The organism is bacterium (assembly GCA_037128595.1).
Classification (GTDB): Bacteria; Verrucomicrobiota; Kiritimatiellia; order CAIKKV01; family CAITUY01; genus JAABPW01.
On the sequence record JBAXWB010000019.1, the window covers coordinates 84966 to 103841 of the forward strand.

Consider the following 18876-nt stretch of genomic DNA (forward strand, 5'->3'; position numbering starts at 1 on the left):
GCGATCAGTAGTTACAGTGCCAAACGGAATAATCGTTCAGCGTGGTGTAGAACGAGTCGCTTTTGTTGGCCGTCCTGAGCCATGACAGGCCAATATGAAAGACCTTACCGTCGGTCACACGCTTAACCTTTGCATCCAGGTCGTCGTGATCGCGGGGATCGCCAATACCGATAAGATCAAACGTATCGGTGTACGAAGGCTGGATCTTCTTCAATTCCGCATACTCGTGCTTGTCCCATCCGCCAAAGATATAGGGTTCTTCCCAGGAGAAGTCCTCTATGCCGGTAACGCGAATTGGTAGTGGCAGGAGTGACAACAAATGTGTCCGCCAGCGTAACGAATTACGCGCACAACGCTTATTGTCCTCTCCCAAAACATCCTGAATCCTTTGTTGCCAGTCATCCATGCGATGCATCCTGCAACAACTGAGTGTTCATTCCCAGTCAAAATCTGTTGGCCAGTTCAATACTCAGTGTTGGTGTCATTGACCGGCAATAATCAGAACCGGCTGCCAGAGATTGGCGTGGTGGCATGGCTGATGACGCTGGCCTGGTGGATTGCCGGCCGCCGGCGCTTTCGCGCGCGTGGGGGTAAGGGGGTGTCCCCCTTCCTCAGTTTGCGAGGGCGCTCGCGCGCGAAGGCCGGCGCGCCCAGCAAACCAAGCGCCCACCCCCTCCGGGGGTGATAAGGCGCCAGGGGGCTAAGGCGTAGCCGCAACAAATGGGTGAGCTTGCGAACTCCTTGAAGGGCTGGGGAGGTGTGAGGAATCGAGCCCTCCCCTGCCCGACCAACGCGCCCGGCCCCTCGGGGGCCGAGGAGCAAGGGGGACAAGCGGCGGAGTGGACCGGGAACCCGAAGGGCGGCGGCGCGCGGCTCCGCGGGGGGAGAGGGGCCCCGCGGTTTCTTCAGCCGCGCCATAGAAGCCGCCGTGCCAGTGCCCCCTGCGGTTTCCCCCCCTTTGGTGGATTCGAGTTTGGAGGGGGGATCAGGAAAGGGGGGTTTCCAAAGGGGGGAAAACTGAGGGGGGAACTGGCATTCCCGGGCCGCCCGCCGCGCTCTTCTGTACGAACCCACCCGAAGGGTGTCCAGTTTACCGCCGATCAGCAAGAATTGTGTGGCGCATTTGGTCACACATTTCTTGCCGGCGGTCTCTGAAAGGCGTTCGGAATGGCCGACCAGCGACACGCGGGAGCGGAGCCGGGCAGCCGTCGCCCCCTTGGGCAAGGGCTCTGACGGTGGGACAAGACGGGGGCCACCGCTACTGCGGTGGACAACCTGCCGAAATCGGCAGGTGAACCGTCTTGACCCACCGTGGAGCCCGCAGCGACCCGGCGGTCGCCGGGGCGGCGACGGATGACCGGAACCGTGGACGCGGGGCGATGAGCGGACATTCGGAACGCCGTGTGAACCCGCCCGTAGGGCGTCCGATGAGTGGAGGGGCTGGCGCGCCGGTTGGCCTTTTGAAGCAACCGGCGTGTCAGCCCCGGAGCGAGTAAATGTTCATGGGGTGTTTACCCTGGTGGCTCACCTCGTATTGAAGCGGAAGGCGGTCTGCGCCGCCGTTACTGCGGCGGTGCAGTCCGTCTGAAGCGATCTTCCCCAGGTGACTGAAGAGTTAATGATATCCGGGTTGTCCGGCGAGCCGGTTCGTAAGAGCCGTCTCGCCGGTCAGCCCGGAGTGTCTGATGGTGAGCGGAGCTCATTAAGCGCCGGTGTCCGGCGCGCTGAACTGGGGCGGTGTTGAATCTGCCCGGTTCGAGATCAGCGCGTATGCGCCTCGAACCGGGTGGATTGAACACCGCATTCCGGTTTGTATTTGGCGAAGCGCATGGAGTGGCGCTTGAGCTGGAATGCGCATGAGGTTCATCCTGGATAATATTGGGTCCATCAAAAGCTGCGCATGGAAGCACAAGTGACACTCGATGCGCGTAGCCGTGAATAGGGTGTCCACCCAAGATCGAAGATCCTGGTGAATAGATGGTCGTGGATTTGTCCGGAGGCCGCGTAGCGACGCCCTGGCACGGCACCTGGCCTTTTCTTTTCTTCGCAGGTGCCGAGACGGGCGTCGCGTAGCGGGTGCAAGCGCCGGTAATCCGGCGCGCTCTTCTGAAGGGCTGGCGGGCCAATGAAGCAAGGGACGTGCCCCGCTTTAGCGGGCGAAGCAGGCGCCGCCAGCGGTCGGGCCGGAATTTTGAGACCGGACCGATGGCGGTGACTGGCACGACCCTTGCGGCCCGCCAGTACCGACCGCCGTAGGCGGCTTCGAGCCGTAGGCGAGTTCTTGGCGCTTGAAAGGGACGGACGGGCGACGCGTTTGTGGAAACCGGAACCCTGAAGGCGGATCCCGCCGCAGGCGGGGCGAGACGGCCCCGCCGGTTCGTGTGCGGGTGCGAGGCTTTTGCGAGCACGAGCCGCCGCACATTTGCCATTTTGCGGGGGTGAGGTACGAACCTCCGCAATATGGCGCGGCGGCGAAAGCACACGATCCGGTGGGGACGCGAGCGCGAAGCGGACGCCTCCAGGGTGAGGGTTGAAGCAATAAGCGGCGATCCGACCGGCCCTTTGAAGCGCCCAGGTCCATAGGGTGTCAATAGAGAGACCGAAGGCCGCGTAGCGGTTTGAGCGCCGGTCCCCGGCGCGCTGAGATGGAGCGGTGTTGAATCCGACCGGGGCGAGATCAGCGCGGTACGCGCCTCGCCACGGACGGATTGAACACCGCACTCCGTTTGTATGGCGAAGCGCATGGAGAGATGGCTGTGGGGGAGTGCGGCGATTTGAACGGAGCCGACGGCAGGAGGCACCGGGCAAATCGTCCGCACGGCGGAACAGACAGCGCTCGATGCGCGCAGCTTTCCGCGCCGGTTGTCCGGCGCGGTGTGATGGGGCTGCCTTGGTGTGACCGATCCGGGTGGGGAGCGAGGAACGAGCGGAGACCCGGAACGGGCACACGAAGGCAACACTCCGGTTTGTATTGTATTGCGTAGCGCATGGAGTGGTGCTTGGGACGGAGCGAGCCGGTTGGCCAGCCTGACGAAGGAAGGCTGTACGACCGGCACGCGGAGGCACAAGTGACACTCGATGCGCGGAGCTGTGCATAGGGTGTCAATAGAGAGTCCGAAGGTCTGGGAGCGGAGCCGACGGCACGGCACCTGGCCTTTTCCTCCGCAGGTGCCGTGCCGGAGGCGTAGCGGGTGAGTAGAGAGTCAATAGGGAGATCGAAGATCCAAATCCCGGTGAATACTGGTCATGTGCGGAGGGCGGTCTGCGTCGGCTCTGTAAGGGCTGTCGCTGTCCGCCCGGAGCGCATCCGGCAGGTCGTATTTACGGCGGAGCTCAGGCAGGCGCTGGCGAAGCCAGCGTCTGTCTGAGCGGAGCCGTGCCGGACCAAAACGACTGCATAAAGTTGTTTCCGCGGAAATGTAGACAAACACCGCTCGCATAAATATATTCAAAGAAATGAAAGCCCATATCACTGTAATGATTGCATCGCTGACCTTTCTTTTGTGCGGATGTATGTCCGCAACAATCGTCGGCACCGGAAAACGCTATGAAGGATTGACCTCACATTCGACGACCGTTGATCAAGTAAGAAAGTCTTTGGGAAAACCCTCATGGAGTCAGGTTTATGCTCCACCAATTCCAATAAACACATCATCGGATCAGGGGCCTAAGGCAGCTCTTTGTGAAGTTTACACCCGAAAGGGTCCTTATGCTGAACCAATACGAGGGGAAGCGTATGCGATGATCGGCGCTTTGACTCTCGGTATCGGTGATATCATCAGCATCCCCTTTGCTATCAGAGACCGCATAGGGCTGAACAAAAGAAATTATTCGCTGACATTTTGGTTTGATGATAGCGGATTTGTTGTCTCCTATTTCAGAGGAGACTACACAATAAAACCTCCAGCCGAGGATATTTGGGGAAAAGATCCGCAAGCAACTCCAGCAGAACGTCGTTGATTTCCCGAAATGATTACCCCCCTGCACCTCACGGAATTCGGTGAAGATGCCTTCGGTATCTAATCGCACATTTTTCCACGCGCGCCTGAAAGACTGAAATCCTCAATACCCGCCCTCGGTGGTTGATTTTCACCCATTTATTAGATGGCGTGATGAAATAACCGAAAAAGGGTGAGACATATGAGTTTTGAAACTGGAGAATCGGGTAATCCAAACGGGCGGCCAAAGGGATCGTATGGCGGACGTATTATGGCTCTGTCGAGCCTTGATACGCTACTGGCCAAAAAAAAGAATCAAAAGGCGCTGATGGCGGCACTGGAGCAGGATCTGTTGGAGGATCCTGTCCGGTTCTTCAAGACGGTCATCATGCCACTGCTCCCGAGGGAGGCGAAACTGTCGTTTGACCATGACGGGGTGATCCAGTGGAAGAGTTTATTGGGGGGTGAGCCGGTCGGCGATCCCGATGCCGGTAAGGGGCGGTTGATTTTGGACGTTGAAGGCAACCCTCACCCCAGCGCTCTCCCCTCCCAGGGAGCGGGTGTCGTTTCCGGCCAGAATGAGGAGGCGTAAACACTATGGCTTTCGTGTTCAATTATCTCCCCCACCCTGCACAACAGGCAATACACAAGGCGCGCAAGAAAAGGTTCCGGACAGTGTGTACTGGGCGGCGATTCGGTAAGACATTATGCCTGGCGGCGGAGTTGCTGGATCGCGGGGGGTGTGAGAAGGCCGGTGATTATGGGTGGATTGCGCCGACCTATAATGTCGCAGACCGCGGAATTGAGGCTTTTCGCACCATTGCCGATGGATTCATCCAGATTTGTGGCCGGGCACCGACACGGGTTGAATTTACCGGGCCTGCTGGACCTGTGAGGATCTGGTTCTTGTCCGCCGATAACCCGGATAATATTCGCGGTTTCGGTTTCCAGGGAATTGTGATTGATGAAGCGGCGATGATTTCTCCGGATGTGTGGAATTACGTCCTGCGCCCCACCATTGCCCAGACCTTGGGCTGGGCGGTATTTGTCAGCACCCCAAAGGGTCACAATTGGTTTTATGATCTGTACACCCGGGGAATGGATCCTGGCGAAGAGGATTATGCCAGTTTCACCTTCCCGAGTAAGGCATCACCATTCTTTCCGACAAAAGAATGGAACGAGGCAAAGCGGACTTTACCGGAAGATGTATTCCGGCAGGAATACATGGCGGAGTTTATGGAGGACAGTGCTGGTGTGTTCCGGAATATTGACGCGTGTCTGATCACACAGACAGAACGGACTGAAACGGACAAATATCACCGGCATGTCGTGATTGGCTGTGATGTGGCCAAGCATACGGACTGGACGGTTCTGATCGCCATGGATGCGGAGACGGGGCGGTGTTTCGCAATGGAACGGTTCAATCAACTGGACTGGCCTATCCAGAAGGAACGGATACTGGGGTTTGCCCGTAAATACCGGGGGCGGTTGATTTTGGACGCAACGGGAGTTGGAGATCCAATTTATGACGACCTGAAACGGGTATACGCGGATATTGAAGGGTTCAAGCTGACGTCATCGAGCAAGACGGCGTTGATTCAGCGGTTGATTGTCTCCGTTGAACAACGAAAATTAGCATGGCCCTCCTTCGCTCCCACGGCGCAAGCGCCTGGAGCTACGCAGGGCAGGCCAAGTTCCGTACACTGGGATATCCTGACAGCTGAATTAAAGCGATATGAGTATGAAATCACGCCATCAGGCGGGATCACCTATAATGCCCCGTCGGGGTATCATGATGACTGCGTCATGGCCTTGGCCCTGGCGAACCATGGGCGGTGGGAAGCGGAGAGTAGCGGGAGTATGATTGCGTTAGGTGGATTTGGACGCCCGGCCGCCAGTACTTTACGTCGCCGCCAGCGTGTTTTATCGGGTTGATTCTCACCCTTTTTCACCCGTCTTCTCTGACAGGTGGTTGATTTCTGCCTATATATTGGAGGAATCAATATGAAAAAATGTTTATTCGTAATGTTGGGTTCTGGGTTCTTGGTGTGTGGTGGGTGCGCGTCCATGGTGAAAAAAGTGGACGTCAATAAGGGGCTGGACAGTTATTACAGCCAACCGCGAACGGTTAATTTAGTCACGATCAAGGGATCGAACATGACCATTTCGGCGACCGGGGTCAATGAGATGAAGGTTTCTTCCATCCTGCCGCCGTTGAATGCCATCCCCAGGGAGCCGGGTGTGTTGGAGAAGATTGTTGAGGGCGCGTCCGGCGTGGCCAAGTTCGGGCTTGGGTTCTATTACGGCAACCAGATGCTGGGTAAGGCGCTTGAACAGCCCCGCACGGTGAGTCCGGAGATTGTCAGGCCTGAAGTGATTCAGGTCGGGCAGTAACACCAGTTGGCAATGGGCATATTTCAGTGGGCATTATTCGGACGTATCGGACGTATCTGTTGGTAAGACTATGGGCATCCAGATTTTCGATCACAAAAGCCAAGGCTGGCGGGATAAATATAATCCCCTTCGGGGATTGAGCCTGCCGAAATTGGTCTCACTCCTGGAAGCCGGAGAGCGTGGCACCTATGCCGACCTGCAATGGTTCTACCATTATATGGAGCGTTCGGATGCCATGATCTATGCCGTAATCCAGAGGCGGAGAGCGGCTTTGCTGGCTTGTGATTGGGATATTCGCCTCTGCCCGCCGGAGGCGGGAGAGGCGAGAATCCAGAAGTCAGTATCCAGAATCCAGAAGAAAACCGGGGATCAGATACTTGCAGAGGAACAAGCGGCGTTTCTACGCGAGGCGTATGACCGGGTTGAGAATTTCCGGGATGCAGTGGCATTTTTGTTTTCTGGGTTCTTCCGGGGGTATGCGCACCTGGAGAAACACTTTGCGCCGTCGGGCATGGTTACGCGATTGGAGCCGGTCGAACAATGGTTCTGGGTACGAGACGGTATTTTTGGGACGTGGGAGTATAACCAGAATGCCAGAAGTGGTGCTGCCCGAGGGGTGGTGGTTGATTTTGAGAACTTTCTGGTATTTGAATCCGTACCCCTGAATCGGATGCTGGCGGTGCTGTATCTTCGAAAGAATCTGAGTCAAAAAGACTGGGATTCTTTCCTGGAGGTCTACGGTATACCGTCCATTTTTCTTGTCGGACCGCCGAATACACCGGAAACGAAGGAAGCGGAATACCACAAGGTTGCCCAAGAGATCATGTCGGATGGCAGGGGTTACCTCCCCTACGGCAGCGATGTGAAGTTTGTGAATGGCGGCGGTAATAAGCCACCATTTCTGGAACATATTGACTACATCGACCGGCAGATTACTTTGGCGGCCACCGGCGGACTGTTGACGATGCTGGCGGAGTCCGGATCCGGAACACTTGCCGGCAATGCGCACTCGGATACCTTTCTGCAGATCGCCCGGGGCGATGCGGCGTTGTTGAGCGGATTGTTTCAGGAACAGTTCGACACGCCATTGATGAGAGAATATTTCCCAGATCAACCGATCCTGGCCTATTTCGAGTTCGCCCCGCCTGCGGCGGATGAGGTGTCGAGGGTAGTCAAGGACGCGGTGGAGTTGGCAAAGGCTGGGGTGCGGATGGATTTGGGGGAGTTGAGCGAGAAGACGGGGTATAAGCTTCAGGAAAGGGCCGTCTTTTCATGATGGATAGCCATACGGGCCGCATCCATCGCCCGATTCTTCGCCCGGTTACCAGAAACCTTTGGCGACCAGGTGATAGATTCCCTTATTTTGGTGATAGATTAGTGATAGATTATTCAGGCCACCGAAAAGACCGGAAGGCTACGATAACTTACCATCGGACTTCGATAACTGATGAGAGTCAATTGAGTCATTTCTTTGCGCCGACTTTGAAGAGTCATCAACCCCTTCAGTCCGCTCCCCATCGGTCGATTAAGGAAAACCATCAGTCGATTATCGGTCGATTCACCAGAAATATTTAGCGGACAGGTGTTAGATTCCCGCATACTGGTGAGACATCAACTCTTCGTATCCTTATCAAGCCAGGCACGGCCTTTTGCCGTGAGACGGTATTTCTGAAGGCGACTGTTGGGTTTAGAGGAAATGGTCATCTCGACAGCCCCAGATGCGAGAGCAGGTTGCAGGTAACTCTTGTGGATATGCGCCCGGTCTTTGAGGCCCAACGCTATGCGGATTCCGGTGCTGCCCAATTCGCCTTCTTTTTGCAATAAGGACAGTAGTGCCCCCACTGTATGGGTGACTGTAGGGGTGACTGTAGGGGTGTTGGCCCTTGAGTGGGCGTCAACCCGACTAGAAATTTCTTCAGGTGGTTTCGCTTGGGGATGGATCGGCAGGCGGCACATGAAATACGTGTGGTCCTTGTCGAACTCAAATTCCGGCGCCGGAGAGCCGTTCTGTTTCATGGCATGAAGAATTTTCGGGATACCGGTTGCCCGACCCTCCGTCATGTCCAGTTCCTTGAGGAACTCCCCGATTCTGCGGTTTCGATACCGACGAGGCAATGACCGACCAGCGCGCAATTGTGCCAGGCGTACGGAACGATCCGGACCAGGATAACTGAGGACAACGAGGTCATCTTTGGAGATGCGAACCTCTATAGGTTCGCGCTCCTCGTAACTGCGATGGTAAACCGCATTGGCGACTGCCTCTTCAATGGCTGGGTATGGGAAATTCTCAACGCGAGTGGCTTCCGCGCGGTCCGGGTGTTTGATGACCGTTTCATTGATGTAGTTGCGGCGGATGTACTCCAATGCCTCCCGCGTCATGTGATCCAAGGGACCTCGGAATATTTTTTCAGTAAATTTGTTGCCGCCAGCGCCTTCCGGGAACCAGACCACATCAATCTGGGTGACCGGGAAGAATTTATGCGGCTCCGGGTTAAAAAAGAGCAGACCCACATTCTTGGGGAAGAGTGCCTCCTTCGGACCATCCACGATGTTCATCTGACGACCCAGGTCACCCATGGACAACTTCTTTGCGGGTCTGGCCAACGGGCTTTCGACCTTCTTAAGGAAGTCCACGATCAGGGCACGGGATAAATCGTTCAGGCTCGCCCGGCGATTTATCCGGTCATCAAAAGGCACGGTTGCCGCAAGGGAAAGCAATTCCACCTCATCAGGCCCCTTGGCCCTAACCGTACTGGAACCCTTCCGGATAAAATAGCCCCAGTCCTTACAATCCTTGCCCAGCCCCAACTTCACTTTGTAGGGACGGGTCGGACCTCCTGAGACCCAGAGAATCAGAATGTGTTTACCGTCCACGACCTCGGGCACAATGATTGGATGGAAGTGGGGCTGCATCGCGTTCTGGCCAAGATGAAGGATCTCCTTTTGAATCGCATTCAACTGATCCGCCTCGACACCAACCGGCGGAAGGATCGGGCGGCCGGCCTTTTCGGCCACACCCACCACAATGTATCCGCCGCCGAGATTATGGAAGTCATTGGCAAACGCACACATCGAGTGCAGGACGGCCAGCGGATTCCAGCCGGCCTTGAACTCAAGCCGCTCCCATTCCACGGCTTTGCCATTCAAAAGTGAGTCAATAGAGATTGGTAATGTCATTTATCCTCCATACACGAGAGCACTGTTGCATAAGTGCAGCCAATATCTCAATTGCAAAGACAATCAGAGATCCCGAATGTCAGTCATGATGCCTCGGGTGGTTGATTTCTTCCCATCTATTGGAGGCCCATGAATAATTTAATTTTGAACCGAGATTTTCGACTGCCCGATGACGGGTGGTATCACATCGCGCCTTTCGGGGAATTCCCGCACGCTGCAGCTGGTGTAATTCAGGTCATTGACCTGGAGGCCTGTATTGCCATGGCCGCACGATTCGCCGCAGACGCCCAAACCCCCAATTTCCCGGGATTGTTGGTTGATTTTGATCATTTCTCACTTGATGGAGAGAAGCGTTCTGAGGCCGCTGGCTGGATTATAGGCCTTGAAAACCGAGAAAACGGCCTTTGGGCGCAGATTCGATGGTCAGATTTGGGAGAAAAGGCCGTGAAAGGCGGGAGGTATCGCTTCTTGTCGCCGGTGTGGGCACGGTCGGATTGCGTTGATCTTGGCGATGGAAGGGTGCGTCCTGTTCGAATCCTGAACGCGGCTGTGACAAACGACCCAAATCTCAAAGGTTTGGTGCCCCTTTCCAACAGTGGACAGAGGGGGGTGGTTGATTTTCAGACATTATATGGAGGCCCCGCAGTAGAGAGGAAGTCTCACTGCGAGGCAGGGGCGAAATGCAAGGAGATAGAAAACATGAAAGCAGTGATTGAAAAGTTAGTGAATCATCTTGGGTTGGCAGCGGACGCGACGGAAGCAGTCATCCTGGAGAAGATGGATGGGTTGATTGCGGCGACCGTAGTGACGAAGTTGCAAAACTCGCTGACGGCGCTCCAGGGGCAGCATGACGCTCTGGTGACAAACCTGAAAGCAGTCGAAGGTGAACTGGTGAACCGACATCTGGCTGATTTCGAGGGCGTTATTAGCGAAACGGCAAAACCGTTCTGGACTGAACAGTTGATTCAGAATCGGGCGGGAACTCTGACTGTACTCGGTGATCTGCGGGAGTTGGCATGCAAAGAGGAAGTACCCCCCACCCAGGCTAAGGTAGAGGGGAAGGAGTCTACTCGGAAACCGCTCCACAACCGCGCAACTGCGCGGCCGGTACCGCCCCATTCGACAAGCTCAGGGCAGGCTGGGCAGGGAGGCCAGTCCGGGGCGGATGGCGATACTAAAGCCGTCAAGATTCGGAACCGAGCGCAAGAAATTGCGGTTACTGAAAAAATTCCGTTCATCGTCGCCTTCAGGCGCGCGGAGCGGGAAATAGGCGGCCAATAGGTCGCTCCAGTGGGCTGAGAGAATAGGATTACGATTAAGATTACGAAAGGGATAAAGACATGAGTCAGAGTAATACGAAGGTTGGGGATATTCGCATGAGGGCTGGTGGGGATCTGACGGGGAAAGAGGGTTACCTCGCTAAAATGATCAATGTATGGGGGCCAGCTGTTGATCTTGTGAAATTTGCAGGGGAACGCCCTTTGTACGTGGTGACTGAAGGTGCTGCGCCACCGCAACTTGTTTCTGCCCGTCCACTTGATCCGAGCCGGAATGTTCGGTTGGTCCTGGTAGGCACCTGCAACCCGGGGGACACCTTGGTTGCCATGGTGGATGCGGGAGCGAACAACGGCAAGGTGCAAGCATTGCCGGCTGGGGCGGGAACGTATTTTGGAGTGGCCATCGCCGAAGAGGCGGGAATTGACGGGCAGTTGGTACTGGCCCGGCCGTCGATGATTGGGAACATCGTTGTCGCGGGAGAGTAACAAGCTAATTGGCAGAGGGCAGTATTCAGTAAGCAGTCTTAAAGAAGGAAAATATTATGAGCAGATTGAGTGATCTTAGTTCGTCCCCTACCCTGCGGCAGTTTGCACAGGGCGCGGCGCAGAGTGCGATTATGCCAGTGGCAGATTTTCTGGCGCCAACGGTCGAGGTGGCCACCAGCGTGGGCCGGTTTAAGTGCTATACGGAAAAGAACCGGTTTCATATTCCGGATACGCTCCGGACGTTGGGTGGACGGGCAGCTGAGTTGCGGTTCGACGCGACGGATGCGACGTTCAATTGCGAACCTCATGCCCTGGACTATCCCGTCGATAACCTGGAGCAGCTCGAGGCTGATGGCCTTGAGAATATGCTGCGTGAAGGGGCCGTGGCGGTGGCCGAAATAGCGGCGCTGTCCCACGAGAAAGCAGTAATCGACGCCGCATTGTCGGCTGTGGGGGTGGGCACGAACAAAACCTGGAATCCGGCGGCTGACCCGATTGCTGACGTTGATGACGCCATTCTGTCGGTCATCAAGGCGGCAAAGTATGGTTCGCTGATGGGCGTTGGTGTGCTGTTCGGGGCAACAGCATGGAAAGTATTCAAGAACCAGGACAAGGTCCGGGGCCGGTTCGTGGTAGGCAATGGGCGTAATAAAGGTGACCTGGGGTTGGCAGTTCCCACGGAACAGTCAGCCAGCCAGATGTTTATCGGCACGCCGGATGTCCGCACGTCCTACATGATCTATGACGTGGCCCCTGAAGGGAAAGCGGAGAACATCAACTTCCTGCTGGATACCGCGGTGTTGATTTTCGCGCGGAAAGAAGCACCGAGTCGGCGAGACCCAAGCTTCATGAAAACATTCAGATTGATGAATGAATTCATGGTTCCAGGCTCGTACATGCGAGATGACGGTCGCGTCGAGGTGGCAAAGTTCGACTGGTCTGAAGATGTGAAGGTGACGAACGGCGCGGCATGCGTGCGTCTGAATGTAGCAGCGGCGTAGTTGCGGTGAGATGTTAAGTGTGAGGCGTGAGATGTTGGGGGAACTGCGCCGCCAGGAGTAGTTCCCTCAACGGTTTACAGGGGTAATCGTGAGCGGGTGGAAAGAATTGACGAGCGAGACGGTGTTAAATGCGTTGCCGACTGATATGAGCAACCTATACCGGTCTTGGGTGGATGCCAATCCGACCAAGACGAATCGACTCGGCGAGATAGTGGACGAAACCGTGAATATGTTCCGTGAGGCCGTGTCCGTTTATCCCTGGTATGTGATGGATCCTGATCTCTCAAAGGTGCCGGTATCGGGGTTTCGGCACGCTTTGGACATGATCATCTTCAATCTTGGAATGGAGATGGGTGTCCAGTTTGCGCCAGAGGTCTACAGCCTGGTGACCCAGGCGAACGTTTGGTTGCGCATGGTGCAGACGGGAAAGATCCGGGCGGTGGATACGATTGGTGATGGCGGAACGCCCCGGTACTCGCAGAAGTCAGTATTCGGAATTCAGGAGTCAGAATGAAAAAGATAGCGATTACTATGTGGGTGGCTGTGGTGGTGGGAATAGGGACTTGTCTGGCTGGGTGGCTCAATCCGACCCAGCAGGGGTTTGTGATTCAAACTTTCACGACTTATGAGCCAATGAGCGGGAACAACAGCGGGACCATTGTCACGAATGGGAATTCATATCAATTTGCCGGGGACAATACCGGCTGGATGTGGATTGGCGGGCCGGGCTCGCAGTTCCGTGGCAAGAACGATGGACAGATGGTTCTGAACGGCGACGGGGCATTTATTCTTGGCACCTTCGGAAGTCTGTCGTCTGTCACTAACCGGGGGAAAGGCTCCCTGCTCCTGGGGAATCTCTCAGGCGGCCAGAAGGCCGTGATAACCGATGTGGGTAATGCAGCCATCCTGCTGGGGGCCGGGACGGTGAGCAATAGCCAGTCCATTGTGGTTGGCGATGATCTGGGGTCACACGGGACGAAGTCGGTCACGGCAGGAGCATTCTGGGCGATGGGTGACGGCTTCTTCGGGAATGCGTCAGGATTGACGGGTATTCCCCTGCCCTTTGGATACGGGGTAACCGAGGAGACCACTGCGCTCGGGCGTGAGGCCAACGGGGCAGAAAGCGGTACGGCGCTGGGGCTACTTGCTGATGGATCCTCTTACGGGGTGGCGGTTGGGCAGGAAACCATTGGAGCTTCGTGTGGGGCGGCCGTAGGGTATTCCTCCGACGGCACTGCCGGGGCGGCAATTGGTTATGGATCCCTGGGGGCATATGGCGCTGCAGTTGGCACATTTTCCGCCGGTAGTGCATACGGCGCGGCGGTCGGCGTCTCAGCCAGCGGTTATTCCTACGGCGTTGGGATCGGGGCTTATGCCGTTGGTAACGGATTGGGAAATGTCGCCCTGGGCGGAGGCGAAGAAGGCGGGTTGGTTGCCGCCATACCTTCGGGCTTTACTGACACGGTTGAATTAGGCCGGGGTACGGCTGTCAGCAACGGGTGGCTCCATTTCCATGGGCACCCGGTCGTTGACGGTAATGGCGGAATCTATCCCGGCGCCATCAGGGGTTTTGTCTCCACGAACGATGCGCGTTACCGGGCCTCTGTGACGAACGGGGCAAGTCCTTTTTTTCAGACGGTGACTGCAACCAATTTCTCCCTGGGAGCCGTTGGCAAATTCATGATCTTGGGTGGGACGCAATTGGTCTTCGTGGCCGGCAACGTAACGAACGTGTTGGATTCGGATGTGAGTCGGCCGTGAGGGAATTACTATGAAACGAAACGGCTTCACAATCTTGATGCTTTTGATGGTGGCCGATGCGGCCTACGCGGCACCCTGGGCACAAACCTATCCACTGAACGGCTCGCTCATCATGCTCACGAACCAACAGGTTAATACCGTATGGATGCCGGTGACGGTTCTTTGGAAGTTTCCAGCGAACACGAACGCAACCCTGACGGTTTCCCGGGTGAGCCAGGGAAACACCTACCTGATTGGAAATCTCCCTGTAACGAATGCCAGTACGGTCATCTGGGTACCCGAGGTTGAATACCCTTTCGAATTTGGGGATGTCTTGCAGTTAACCAGTTCGGTGACAAATGCCCATGTGCAGATCATCAGGAAAGGGAATTGACGTGAAATACGCGGCGTTGATTTTTGGCGAACTGATTCTCGCCTCGATTCTTTGCTTTGCGGAAGCCGGCAAGAAGTCCAAGCAGGAACATTGGGTGATTGATGGCGCGCCTGCAGAATGGGCGAGCGATTCAACGGCTTCGGGCTGGCTGACCAACCTGCCGATCCGGGCTGGGGATAATATCAAGGTAACCAACACCCCGACAGGTACCGTGGTGGCGGCGACCCTGAGTGGCGTGACGAACCACTATTGCTGGATCCCGGCCGACTATCTCTATTCCTGCCCGCGAGAGTCCCTGATCAATGCGAACGGTCAGGCAGAATTCACGAAGCATGATAAAACCCGAACCGACTTTGCTGGGCCAATCTCAAGCCCGACGCCCCAGGGTTATACCTCGAACATGGTTTTCCGCTGGTACACCTACCACACGACCCCCGGCACCTACGCCATGGCCTGCCGGTGGCGTGCGGGTGGTTTGAAGGCCTGGACAAGTGTCACGAGCGGATTATTCCAAGCCAGTACCACCCTGACAAATCTCTCGACGGCCACACTCACAGCATATGTCCCCGCTCCGGACGATTGTCTGATCGACATGGAATACTGGGTGATTCCCACCAACGCGCCCGGCGGGGGGACTGCGGGCGGGATTGGATATGTCCGGGGAATGAGGTTTGAGTACGAAGCACGGTTTTAGGAGGGCATGAAAATGATAGGGAAAATTGAAGCGATAGTGGCGGGCGGTGCGGCATTGGGGGCGACCACGGCGGCCGCCCTACCCGATTCAGAGAGTCTCGACGTGATCGGGCGCTGGCCGCTGGTGGCCATCCTGGGCGCCGTATGCTGTTTCTGCGTGTGGATCATCTACTGCCAGGGGTGCCAGTTCGGGAAGCGGCTGGACAAGTTGTCGGATGCGATCCTGAAACTGGCGGCCAACATGAAAGAGCGGCCATGCATCCGGCATAAGGAGAACGATTGATGAAGACTGCTTTACTGAAGAAGCCGCCGTGTGGTTGCGCTTACAAGAAGAAACCAGCACAGGCGCCCCCAGGCGGGACGAAAGATAGCGGGTTGAACCGTGCGACCGAGTATCACCGCATTATCGAATCCTTTGACGTTCTGAGTATACCCCATGACATACAGGTCCTGATCAGGGAAGCCTTGGATTCAAAGCAGTGGGACTGGTTTGAAAAATGTGATGGTTGCACCTGCGTGTCCGAGATGTACTGGCCAACGAAATACTTTCCTCCCTGCCTGCGGCATGACTTCGACTGGCAAACCGGCAACGGCGGTTGGGAAGCAAATACCCGGTTCTACAGAACCCAGCGCGCCTACCGGATGTCGGCCCTGCAGGCTGGCACGCGCTTCATTGGTGTCACGGCTTCGTGGTATGCCTGGTTCAAATGGTGGAAGTAGCAGCAAACCGGACGTGCGGAACATCGAATGAGGTCGCAGGAAAGAAAAAATCAATGAAATTCACCTTATCAACAATTGAAATCATCAAGGCCACGGTAAAGGCTGACCCTCAGGCAACGCCGGCCGACAGAGCCAACCTCCTCGCCTTCTTGCGAAACGGCGGGAACGTTGAAACCACACCTGCCGCACCAGCGGAGAATCGGTTATTGAGACGAGTTGAAGCCGCCCGACTTCTGGGGCGGTCGGCACGAACGGTGGACGAACTTGCCCAGCAAGGGATCCTTTTCAAGGTGAAGTTGCCCGGCCGCAAACGTGCCGCGGGGTTCCGGTACACTGATGTTGTGGCACTGATTGCCTGAGCCCGTGTAAAGCCCTGCACTCAATGAGTAGATCAAAGTAGATCATAGTAGATCATGGTAGATTCAAGCCGAGATCTTTTCCTATGGTTACTTTATGATTACTTTATCGACCTCAAAACGTAATCCCCGGAAGAAGCGAATAAGAGCGAAAAGCGGCGAAAGCCAAAACCCATCAATCTCACGAAACTATTGATTTCATTGATCAAAACGCACGTTTAGAAGGGTTTTAAAGGTGGTGCCGGAGCACGGACTTGAACCGTGATACCCGTGAAGGTGGTAGATTTTGAGTCTACTGCGTCTGCCATTTCGCCACTCCGGCCTCGAAGAGGAGTTGGTCTTATATACTACCCCCCCAATTGGTTCAACCTGAATTTTGACAAATATTCATCTATCCCTATACTACCCCCCATGAATTTCTTCGAATATCAGGAAGCCGCCCGGCGGCAGACCAGCCGCCTGATCGCCTTTTATCTGCTCGCCGTCGTGATGATTATTGTGACGCTCTACCTCATCACCGCCCTGGTCTTCCATTACGACACGGCGGCCATCCCGCATGAACCCTTCAACTGGCTGGCCCTCTGGGATCCGAATCTGCTGGGCCTCGTGGCACTTGTCACCGGCGGCATCATCCTCTCCGGAAGTCTCTACAAAATCTCCTCCCTCTCCTCCGGCGGCGTGGCGGTGGCGGAAATGCTGAATGGCCGGCCGATCGCACCGGACACCACGGACTTCCAGGAGAAACGGCTGCTGAACGTGGTCGAGGAAATGGCCATCGCCTCCGGCACCCCCATCCCCAAGGTCTATGTCATGGATGGCGAGGACGGGATCAATGCCTTTGCCGCCGGGTTTTCGACCAAGGATGCGGTCATCGCGGTCACCCGCGGCACCCTGATGCAGCTTAACCGCGAGGAGCTGCAGGGAGTGGTCGGCCACGAATTCAGCCATATCCTGAATGGCGATATGCGCCTGAACATCCGCCTGATCGGGGTGTTGCACGGTATCCTGCTGATTGCCATCACCGGGTATTTCATGTTCCGCATCCTCGGCAGCACCACCGGCGGCAGTTCCCGTGACGACAAGAAAGGGAATCCGTTGATGGTGCTGGTCTTGCTGGGGTTGGCAATGATGATCATCGGCTATATCGGCGTCTTCTTTGCCCGCCTGATCAAAAGCGCCGTCTCGCGCCAGCGTGAATTCCTGGCGGACGCCAGCGCGGTTCAGTTCACCCGCAATCCGGCCGGCCTGTCCGGCGCCCTGAAGAAGATAGGCGGACTGGCCACCGGCTCACGCCTGGCGACCCCCGCCGCCGAAACGGCCAGTCACCTCTTTTTCGCCAACGGCCTGGCCTCGCCCTTCCTCGGCCTGCTGGCGACCCATCCGCCTCTGACCGAACGCATCCGGCGGCTGGATCCGCAGTTCAAAGAGGAAAGCGGCTCGGCAGGGACGCCTCGCCCTACCCAGACAGATGAGTTGTCAGGTTCGCCCATTGCGGAGTTGTCAGGCAACCGCCCTGCAAGTCCCCCCCTAACCACTCATCAACTCAACAACGTAACCACCGCTCTCACGCCCCCGCCGTTGCCGGGCATGTCGCCCGATCAGGCCGTGAACCAGGCGGGCACGCTGTCGGCCGGTAGCCTGATCCATGCCGCCCACTCGATCGAGGCCATCCCCCCCACCTTGCGGACGGCGGCGCATACGCCCACCCTGGCGCAGGCCGTCATTTTCGGGATTCTGCTGGATCCCCGGCCTGAGCCGCGTCAGCAGCAGTTGGCCTATCTGGCCAAACGGGTTCCGGCTGAGCTGAATGAGGCCATCCAGATGCTTGACCGGGAGTTATCGGCCCTGCCCGCCCCCTTACGGCAGCCCCTTGTGGACATCGCCATCGGCACGCTCAAGCATCTGCGGCCGGCCGAGTATCCTGCGTTCCGGGAAACCGTCATGGGGCTGGTGTCGGCCGATGAGGAGGTCTCCCTGTTTGAGTACATGGTATTGCGCATGCTGTTGCGCCATCTGGATACCCCGTTCGGACTGGCCAAACGGGCCAGGATCCACATTACCTCCCTGAACACCCTGACCCGTGAAGCGGCGACGGTCCTCTCGGCCCTGGCGTGGTTCGGGGCCAGGACGCCCGAGCTGGCCGCAGCGGCCTTTGCGGCAGGTTGCCGCGAACTCGGGGTGAGCGCGCTCAACCTGCTCCCCGCCGAGAAGGCCTCCCTGAAAGAGATGGATCAGGCGCTGGACCGGCTCGCGGAGACCACCCCGCCGATCAAGCAAAAACTGGTCGCGGCCTGCACGGCGGCGATCAGCGCCGACGGGATCGTCACGCTCGAGGAGGGCGAAGCCCTGCGCGCGGTGGCCGATGCACTGGATTGTCCGCTCCCGAGAGGATGAGGGGGAAGCCAGTTGTTAAACGGTTTCCTGGAGGAATTCGGGAGAATACTTCGACAATGATTCTTCGGCCAAGTCGGGAAAGGTCTTCTTTAACCCCTTTTTCTCGTGGTATTTCTCCAGAAAACCGTTGCGGAATTTCGAATTTCGGTACTCCGGAATTGAAAATTCAGCAACATTATCTTTGAATTCTCTCTCTAAATCTCCGTGTCTCCGTGGTAAATCCCCCTTTATTTCGAGTGTTTTAGATGCGTGGGTGGCCGACAAAATTCTTCAGTTAGGCAGCGCGAGCCAGGGGCTTATTGCGTG

Annotated in this window: 19 protein-coding genes and 1 tRNA gene; 17 read left to right on the forward strand and 3 right to left on the reverse strand. The window is 56.6% G+C overall.

What is annotated here, in order from left to right; translation table 11 throughout:
* Positions 1-4 precede the first annotated feature (4 nt).
* The gene (locus tag WCS52_12585) at positions 5-406 is read right to left on the reverse strand and encodes a hypothetical protein (GenBank protein ID MEI6168020.1); all 402 of its coding nucleotides are present in this window, start codon (positions 404-406) and stop codon (positions 5-7) included.
* An 895-nt stretch (positions 407-1301) separates the two neighbouring features.
* Here WCS52_12585 and WCS52_12590 point away from each other — a divergent pair.
* The 6 genes from WCS52_12590 to WCS52_12615 all read left to right on the forward strand — a co-directional run bounded on the left by WCS52_12590 (position 1302) and on the right by WCS52_12615 (position 7608).
* On the forward strand, positions 1302-1496 hold the full coding sequence (locus WCS52_12590; GenBank protein MEI6168021.1) for a hypothetical protein: 195 nt from the start codon (positions 1302-1304) through the stop codon (positions 1494-1496).
* A 1960-nt stretch (positions 1497-3456) separates the two neighbouring features.
* Positions 3457-3960, forward strand: a complete 504-nt coding sequence (locus tag WCS52_12595; GenBank protein MEI6168022.1) for a hypothetical protein — start codon at positions 3457-3459, stop codon at positions 3958-3960.
* A 180-nt stretch (positions 3961-4140) separates the two neighbouring features.
* The gene (locus WCS52_12600) at positions 4141-4530 is read left to right on the forward strand and encodes a hypothetical protein (GenBank protein MEI6168023.1); all 390 of its coding nucleotides are present in this window, start codon (positions 4141-4143) and stop codon (positions 4528-4530) included.
* Between the two features lie 5 nt (positions 4531-4535).
* The gene (locus WCS52_12605; GenBank protein ID MEI6168024.1) at positions 4536-5873 is read left to right on the forward strand and encodes a terminase family protein; all 1338 of its coding nucleotides are present in this window, start codon (positions 4536-4538) and stop codon (positions 5871-5873) included.
* Positions 5874-5942: 69 nt separating this feature from the next.
* Complete coding sequence (locus tag WCS52_12610) at positions 5943-6332, forward strand: hypothetical protein (GenBank protein MEI6168025.1); 390 nt, start codon at positions 5943-5945, stop codon at positions 6330-6332.
* A gap of 70 nt (positions 6333-6402) precedes the next feature.
* A complete protein-coding gene (locus WCS52_12615; protein MEI6168026.1) occupies positions 6403-7608 on the forward strand; it encodes a DUF935 family protein in 1206 nt (401 codons plus the stop codon).
* Between the two features lie 335 nt (positions 7609-7943).
* On the opposite strand, the gene WCS52_12620 is transcribed toward WCS52_12615, so the two are convergent.
* Entirely contained in the window at positions 7944-9509 is a 1566-nt protein-coding gene (locus WCS52_12620) for an RNA-binding domain-containing protein (GenBank protein MEI6168027.1), read from the reverse strand.
* 129 nt (positions 9510-9638) lie between these two features.
* On the opposite strand from WCS52_12620, the gene WCS52_12625 reads away from it, so the two are divergent.
* From WCS52_12625 to WCS52_12670, 10 genes are all read left to right on the forward strand, one after another.
* Positions 9639-10790 carry a phage protease gene (locus WCS52_12625; GenBank protein ID MEI6168028.1) on the forward strand — a complete coding sequence of 384 codons (1152 nt, stop codon included), beginning with the start codon at positions 9639-9641 and terminating at the stop codon, positions 10788-10790.
* Positions 10791-10849: 59 nt separating this feature from the next.
* On the forward strand, positions 10850-11272 hold the full coding sequence (locus WCS52_12630; GenBank protein MEI6168029.1) for a hypothetical protein: 423 nt from the start codon (positions 10850-10852) through the stop codon (positions 11270-11272).
* A 56-nt stretch (positions 11273-11328) separates the two neighbouring features.
* Entirely contained in the window at positions 11329-12273 is a 945-nt protein-coding gene (locus WCS52_12635) for a hypothetical protein (GenBank protein ID MEI6168030.1), read from the forward strand.
* Positions 12274-12361: 88 nt separating this feature from the next.
* A complete protein-coding gene (locus tag WCS52_12640; GenBank protein ID MEI6168031.1) occupies positions 12362-12787 on the forward strand; it encodes a hypothetical protein in 426 nt (141 codons plus the stop codon).
* Positions 12784-14034, forward strand: a complete 1251-nt coding sequence (locus WCS52_12645) for a hypothetical protein (protein ID MEI6168032.1) — start codon at positions 12784-12786, stop codon at positions 14032-14034. The genes WCS52_12640 and WCS52_12645 overlap by 4 nt, the downstream gene beginning before the upstream one ends.
* Before the next feature lie 10 nt (positions 14035-14044).
* The gene (locus tag WCS52_12650) at positions 14045-14407 is read left to right on the forward strand and encodes a hypothetical protein (protein ID MEI6168033.1); all 363 of its coding nucleotides are present in this window, start codon (positions 14045-14047) and stop codon (positions 14405-14407) included.
* A 1-nt stretch (position 14408) separates the two neighbouring features.
* Complete coding sequence (locus WCS52_12655; GenBank protein ID MEI6168034.1) at positions 14409-15101, forward strand: hypothetical protein; 693 nt, start codon at positions 14409-14411, stop codon at positions 15099-15101.
* Between the two features lie 12 nt (positions 15102-15113).
* Complete coding sequence (locus tag WCS52_12660) at positions 15114-15383, forward strand: hypothetical protein (protein MEI6168035.1); 270 nt, start codon at positions 15114-15116, stop codon at positions 15381-15383.
* Positions 15383-15820 (forward strand): hypothetical protein, encoded by a 438-nt coding sequence (locus tag WCS52_12665; GenBank protein MEI6168036.1) that lies wholly within the window; start codon positions 15383-15385, stop codon positions 15818-15820. Before WCS52_12660 ends, WCS52_12665 begins: the two co-directional genes overlap by 1 nt.
* Positions 15821-15873: 53 nt before the next feature.
* The gene (locus WCS52_12670; protein ID MEI6168037.1) at positions 15874-16179 is read left to right on the forward strand and encodes a hypothetical protein; all 306 of its coding nucleotides are present in this window, start codon (positions 15874-15876) and stop codon (positions 16177-16179) included.
* Between the two features lie 233 nt (positions 16180-16412).
* Here the strand turns inward: WCS52_12670 and WCS52_12675 are convergent.
* A tRNA-Leu gene (locus tag WCS52_12675) sits at positions 16413-16498 on the reverse strand.
* Between the two features lie 89 nt (positions 16499-16587).
* On the opposite strand from WCS52_12675, the gene WCS52_12680 reads away from it, so the two are divergent.
* A complete protein-coding gene (locus tag WCS52_12680; protein ID MEI6168038.1) occupies positions 16588-18570 on the forward strand; it encodes a M48 family metallopeptidase in 1983 nt (660 codons plus the stop codon).
* The last annotated feature ends 306 nt before the right edge of the window (positions 18571-18876 follow it).

Bases quoted from the DNA above. Each gene is read 5' to 3' on its own strand.
- WCS52_12620 (MEI6168027.1), bottom strand. From the start codon at position 9,509: ATGACATTACCAATCTCTATTGACTCACTTTTGAATGGCAAAGCCGTG.
- WCS52_12665 (MEI6168036.1), top strand. From the start codon at position 15,383: ATGAAGACTGCTTTACTGAAGAAGCCGCCGTGTGGTTGCGCTTACAAG.
- WCS52_12630 (MEI6168029.1), top strand. From the start codon at position 10,850: ATGAGTCAGAGTAATACGAAGGTTGGGGATATTCGCATGAGGGCTGGT.
- WCS52_12595 (MEI6168022.1), top strand. From the start codon at position 3,457: ATGAAAGCCCATATCACTGTAATGATTGCATCGCTGACCTTTCTTTTG.
- WCS52_12680 (MEI6168038.1), top strand. From the start codon at position 16,588: ATGAATTTCTTCGAATATCAGGAAGCCGCCCGGCGGCAGACCAGCCGC.
- WCS52_12650 (MEI6168033.1), top strand. From the start codon at position 14,045: ATGAAACGAAACGGCTTCACAATCTTGATGCTTTTGATGGTGGCCGAT.
- WCS52_12635 (MEI6168030.1), top strand. From the start codon at position 11,329: ATGAGCAGATTGAGTGATCTTAGTTCGTCCCCTACCCTGCGGCAGTTT.
- WCS52_12610 (MEI6168025.1), top strand. From the start codon at position 5,943: ATGAAAAAATGTTTATTCGTAATGTTGGGTTCTGGGTTCTTGGTGTGT.
- WCS52_12625 (MEI6168028.1), top strand. From the start codon at position 9,639: ATGAATAATTTAATTTTGAACCGAGATTTTCGACTGCCCGATGACGGG.
- WCS52_12615 (MEI6168026.1), top strand. From the start codon at position 6,403: ATGGGCATCCAGATTTTCGATCACAAAAGCCAAGGCTGGCGGGATAAA.
- WCS52_12585 (MEI6168020.1), bottom strand. From the start codon at position 406: ATGGATGACTGGCAACAAAGGATTCAGGATGTTTTGGGAGAGGACAAT.
- WCS52_12660 (MEI6168035.1), top strand. From the start codon at position 15,114: ATGATAGGGAAAATTGAAGCGATAGTGGCGGGCGGTGCGGCATTGGGG.
- WCS52_12645 (MEI6168032.1), top strand. From the start codon at position 12,784: ATGAAAAAGATAGCGATTACTATGTGGGTGGCTGTGGTGGTGGGAATA.
- WCS52_12670 (MEI6168037.1), top strand. From the start codon at position 15,874: ATGAAATTCACCTTATCAACAATTGAAATCATCAAGGCCACGGTAAAG.
- WCS52_12605 (MEI6168024.1), top strand. From the start codon at position 4,536: ATGGCTTTCGTGTTCAATTATCTCCCCCACCCTGCACAACAGGCAATA.
- WCS52_12600 (MEI6168023.1), top strand. From the start codon at position 4,141: ATGAGTTTTGAAACTGGAGAATCGGGTAATCCAAACGGGCGGCCAAAG.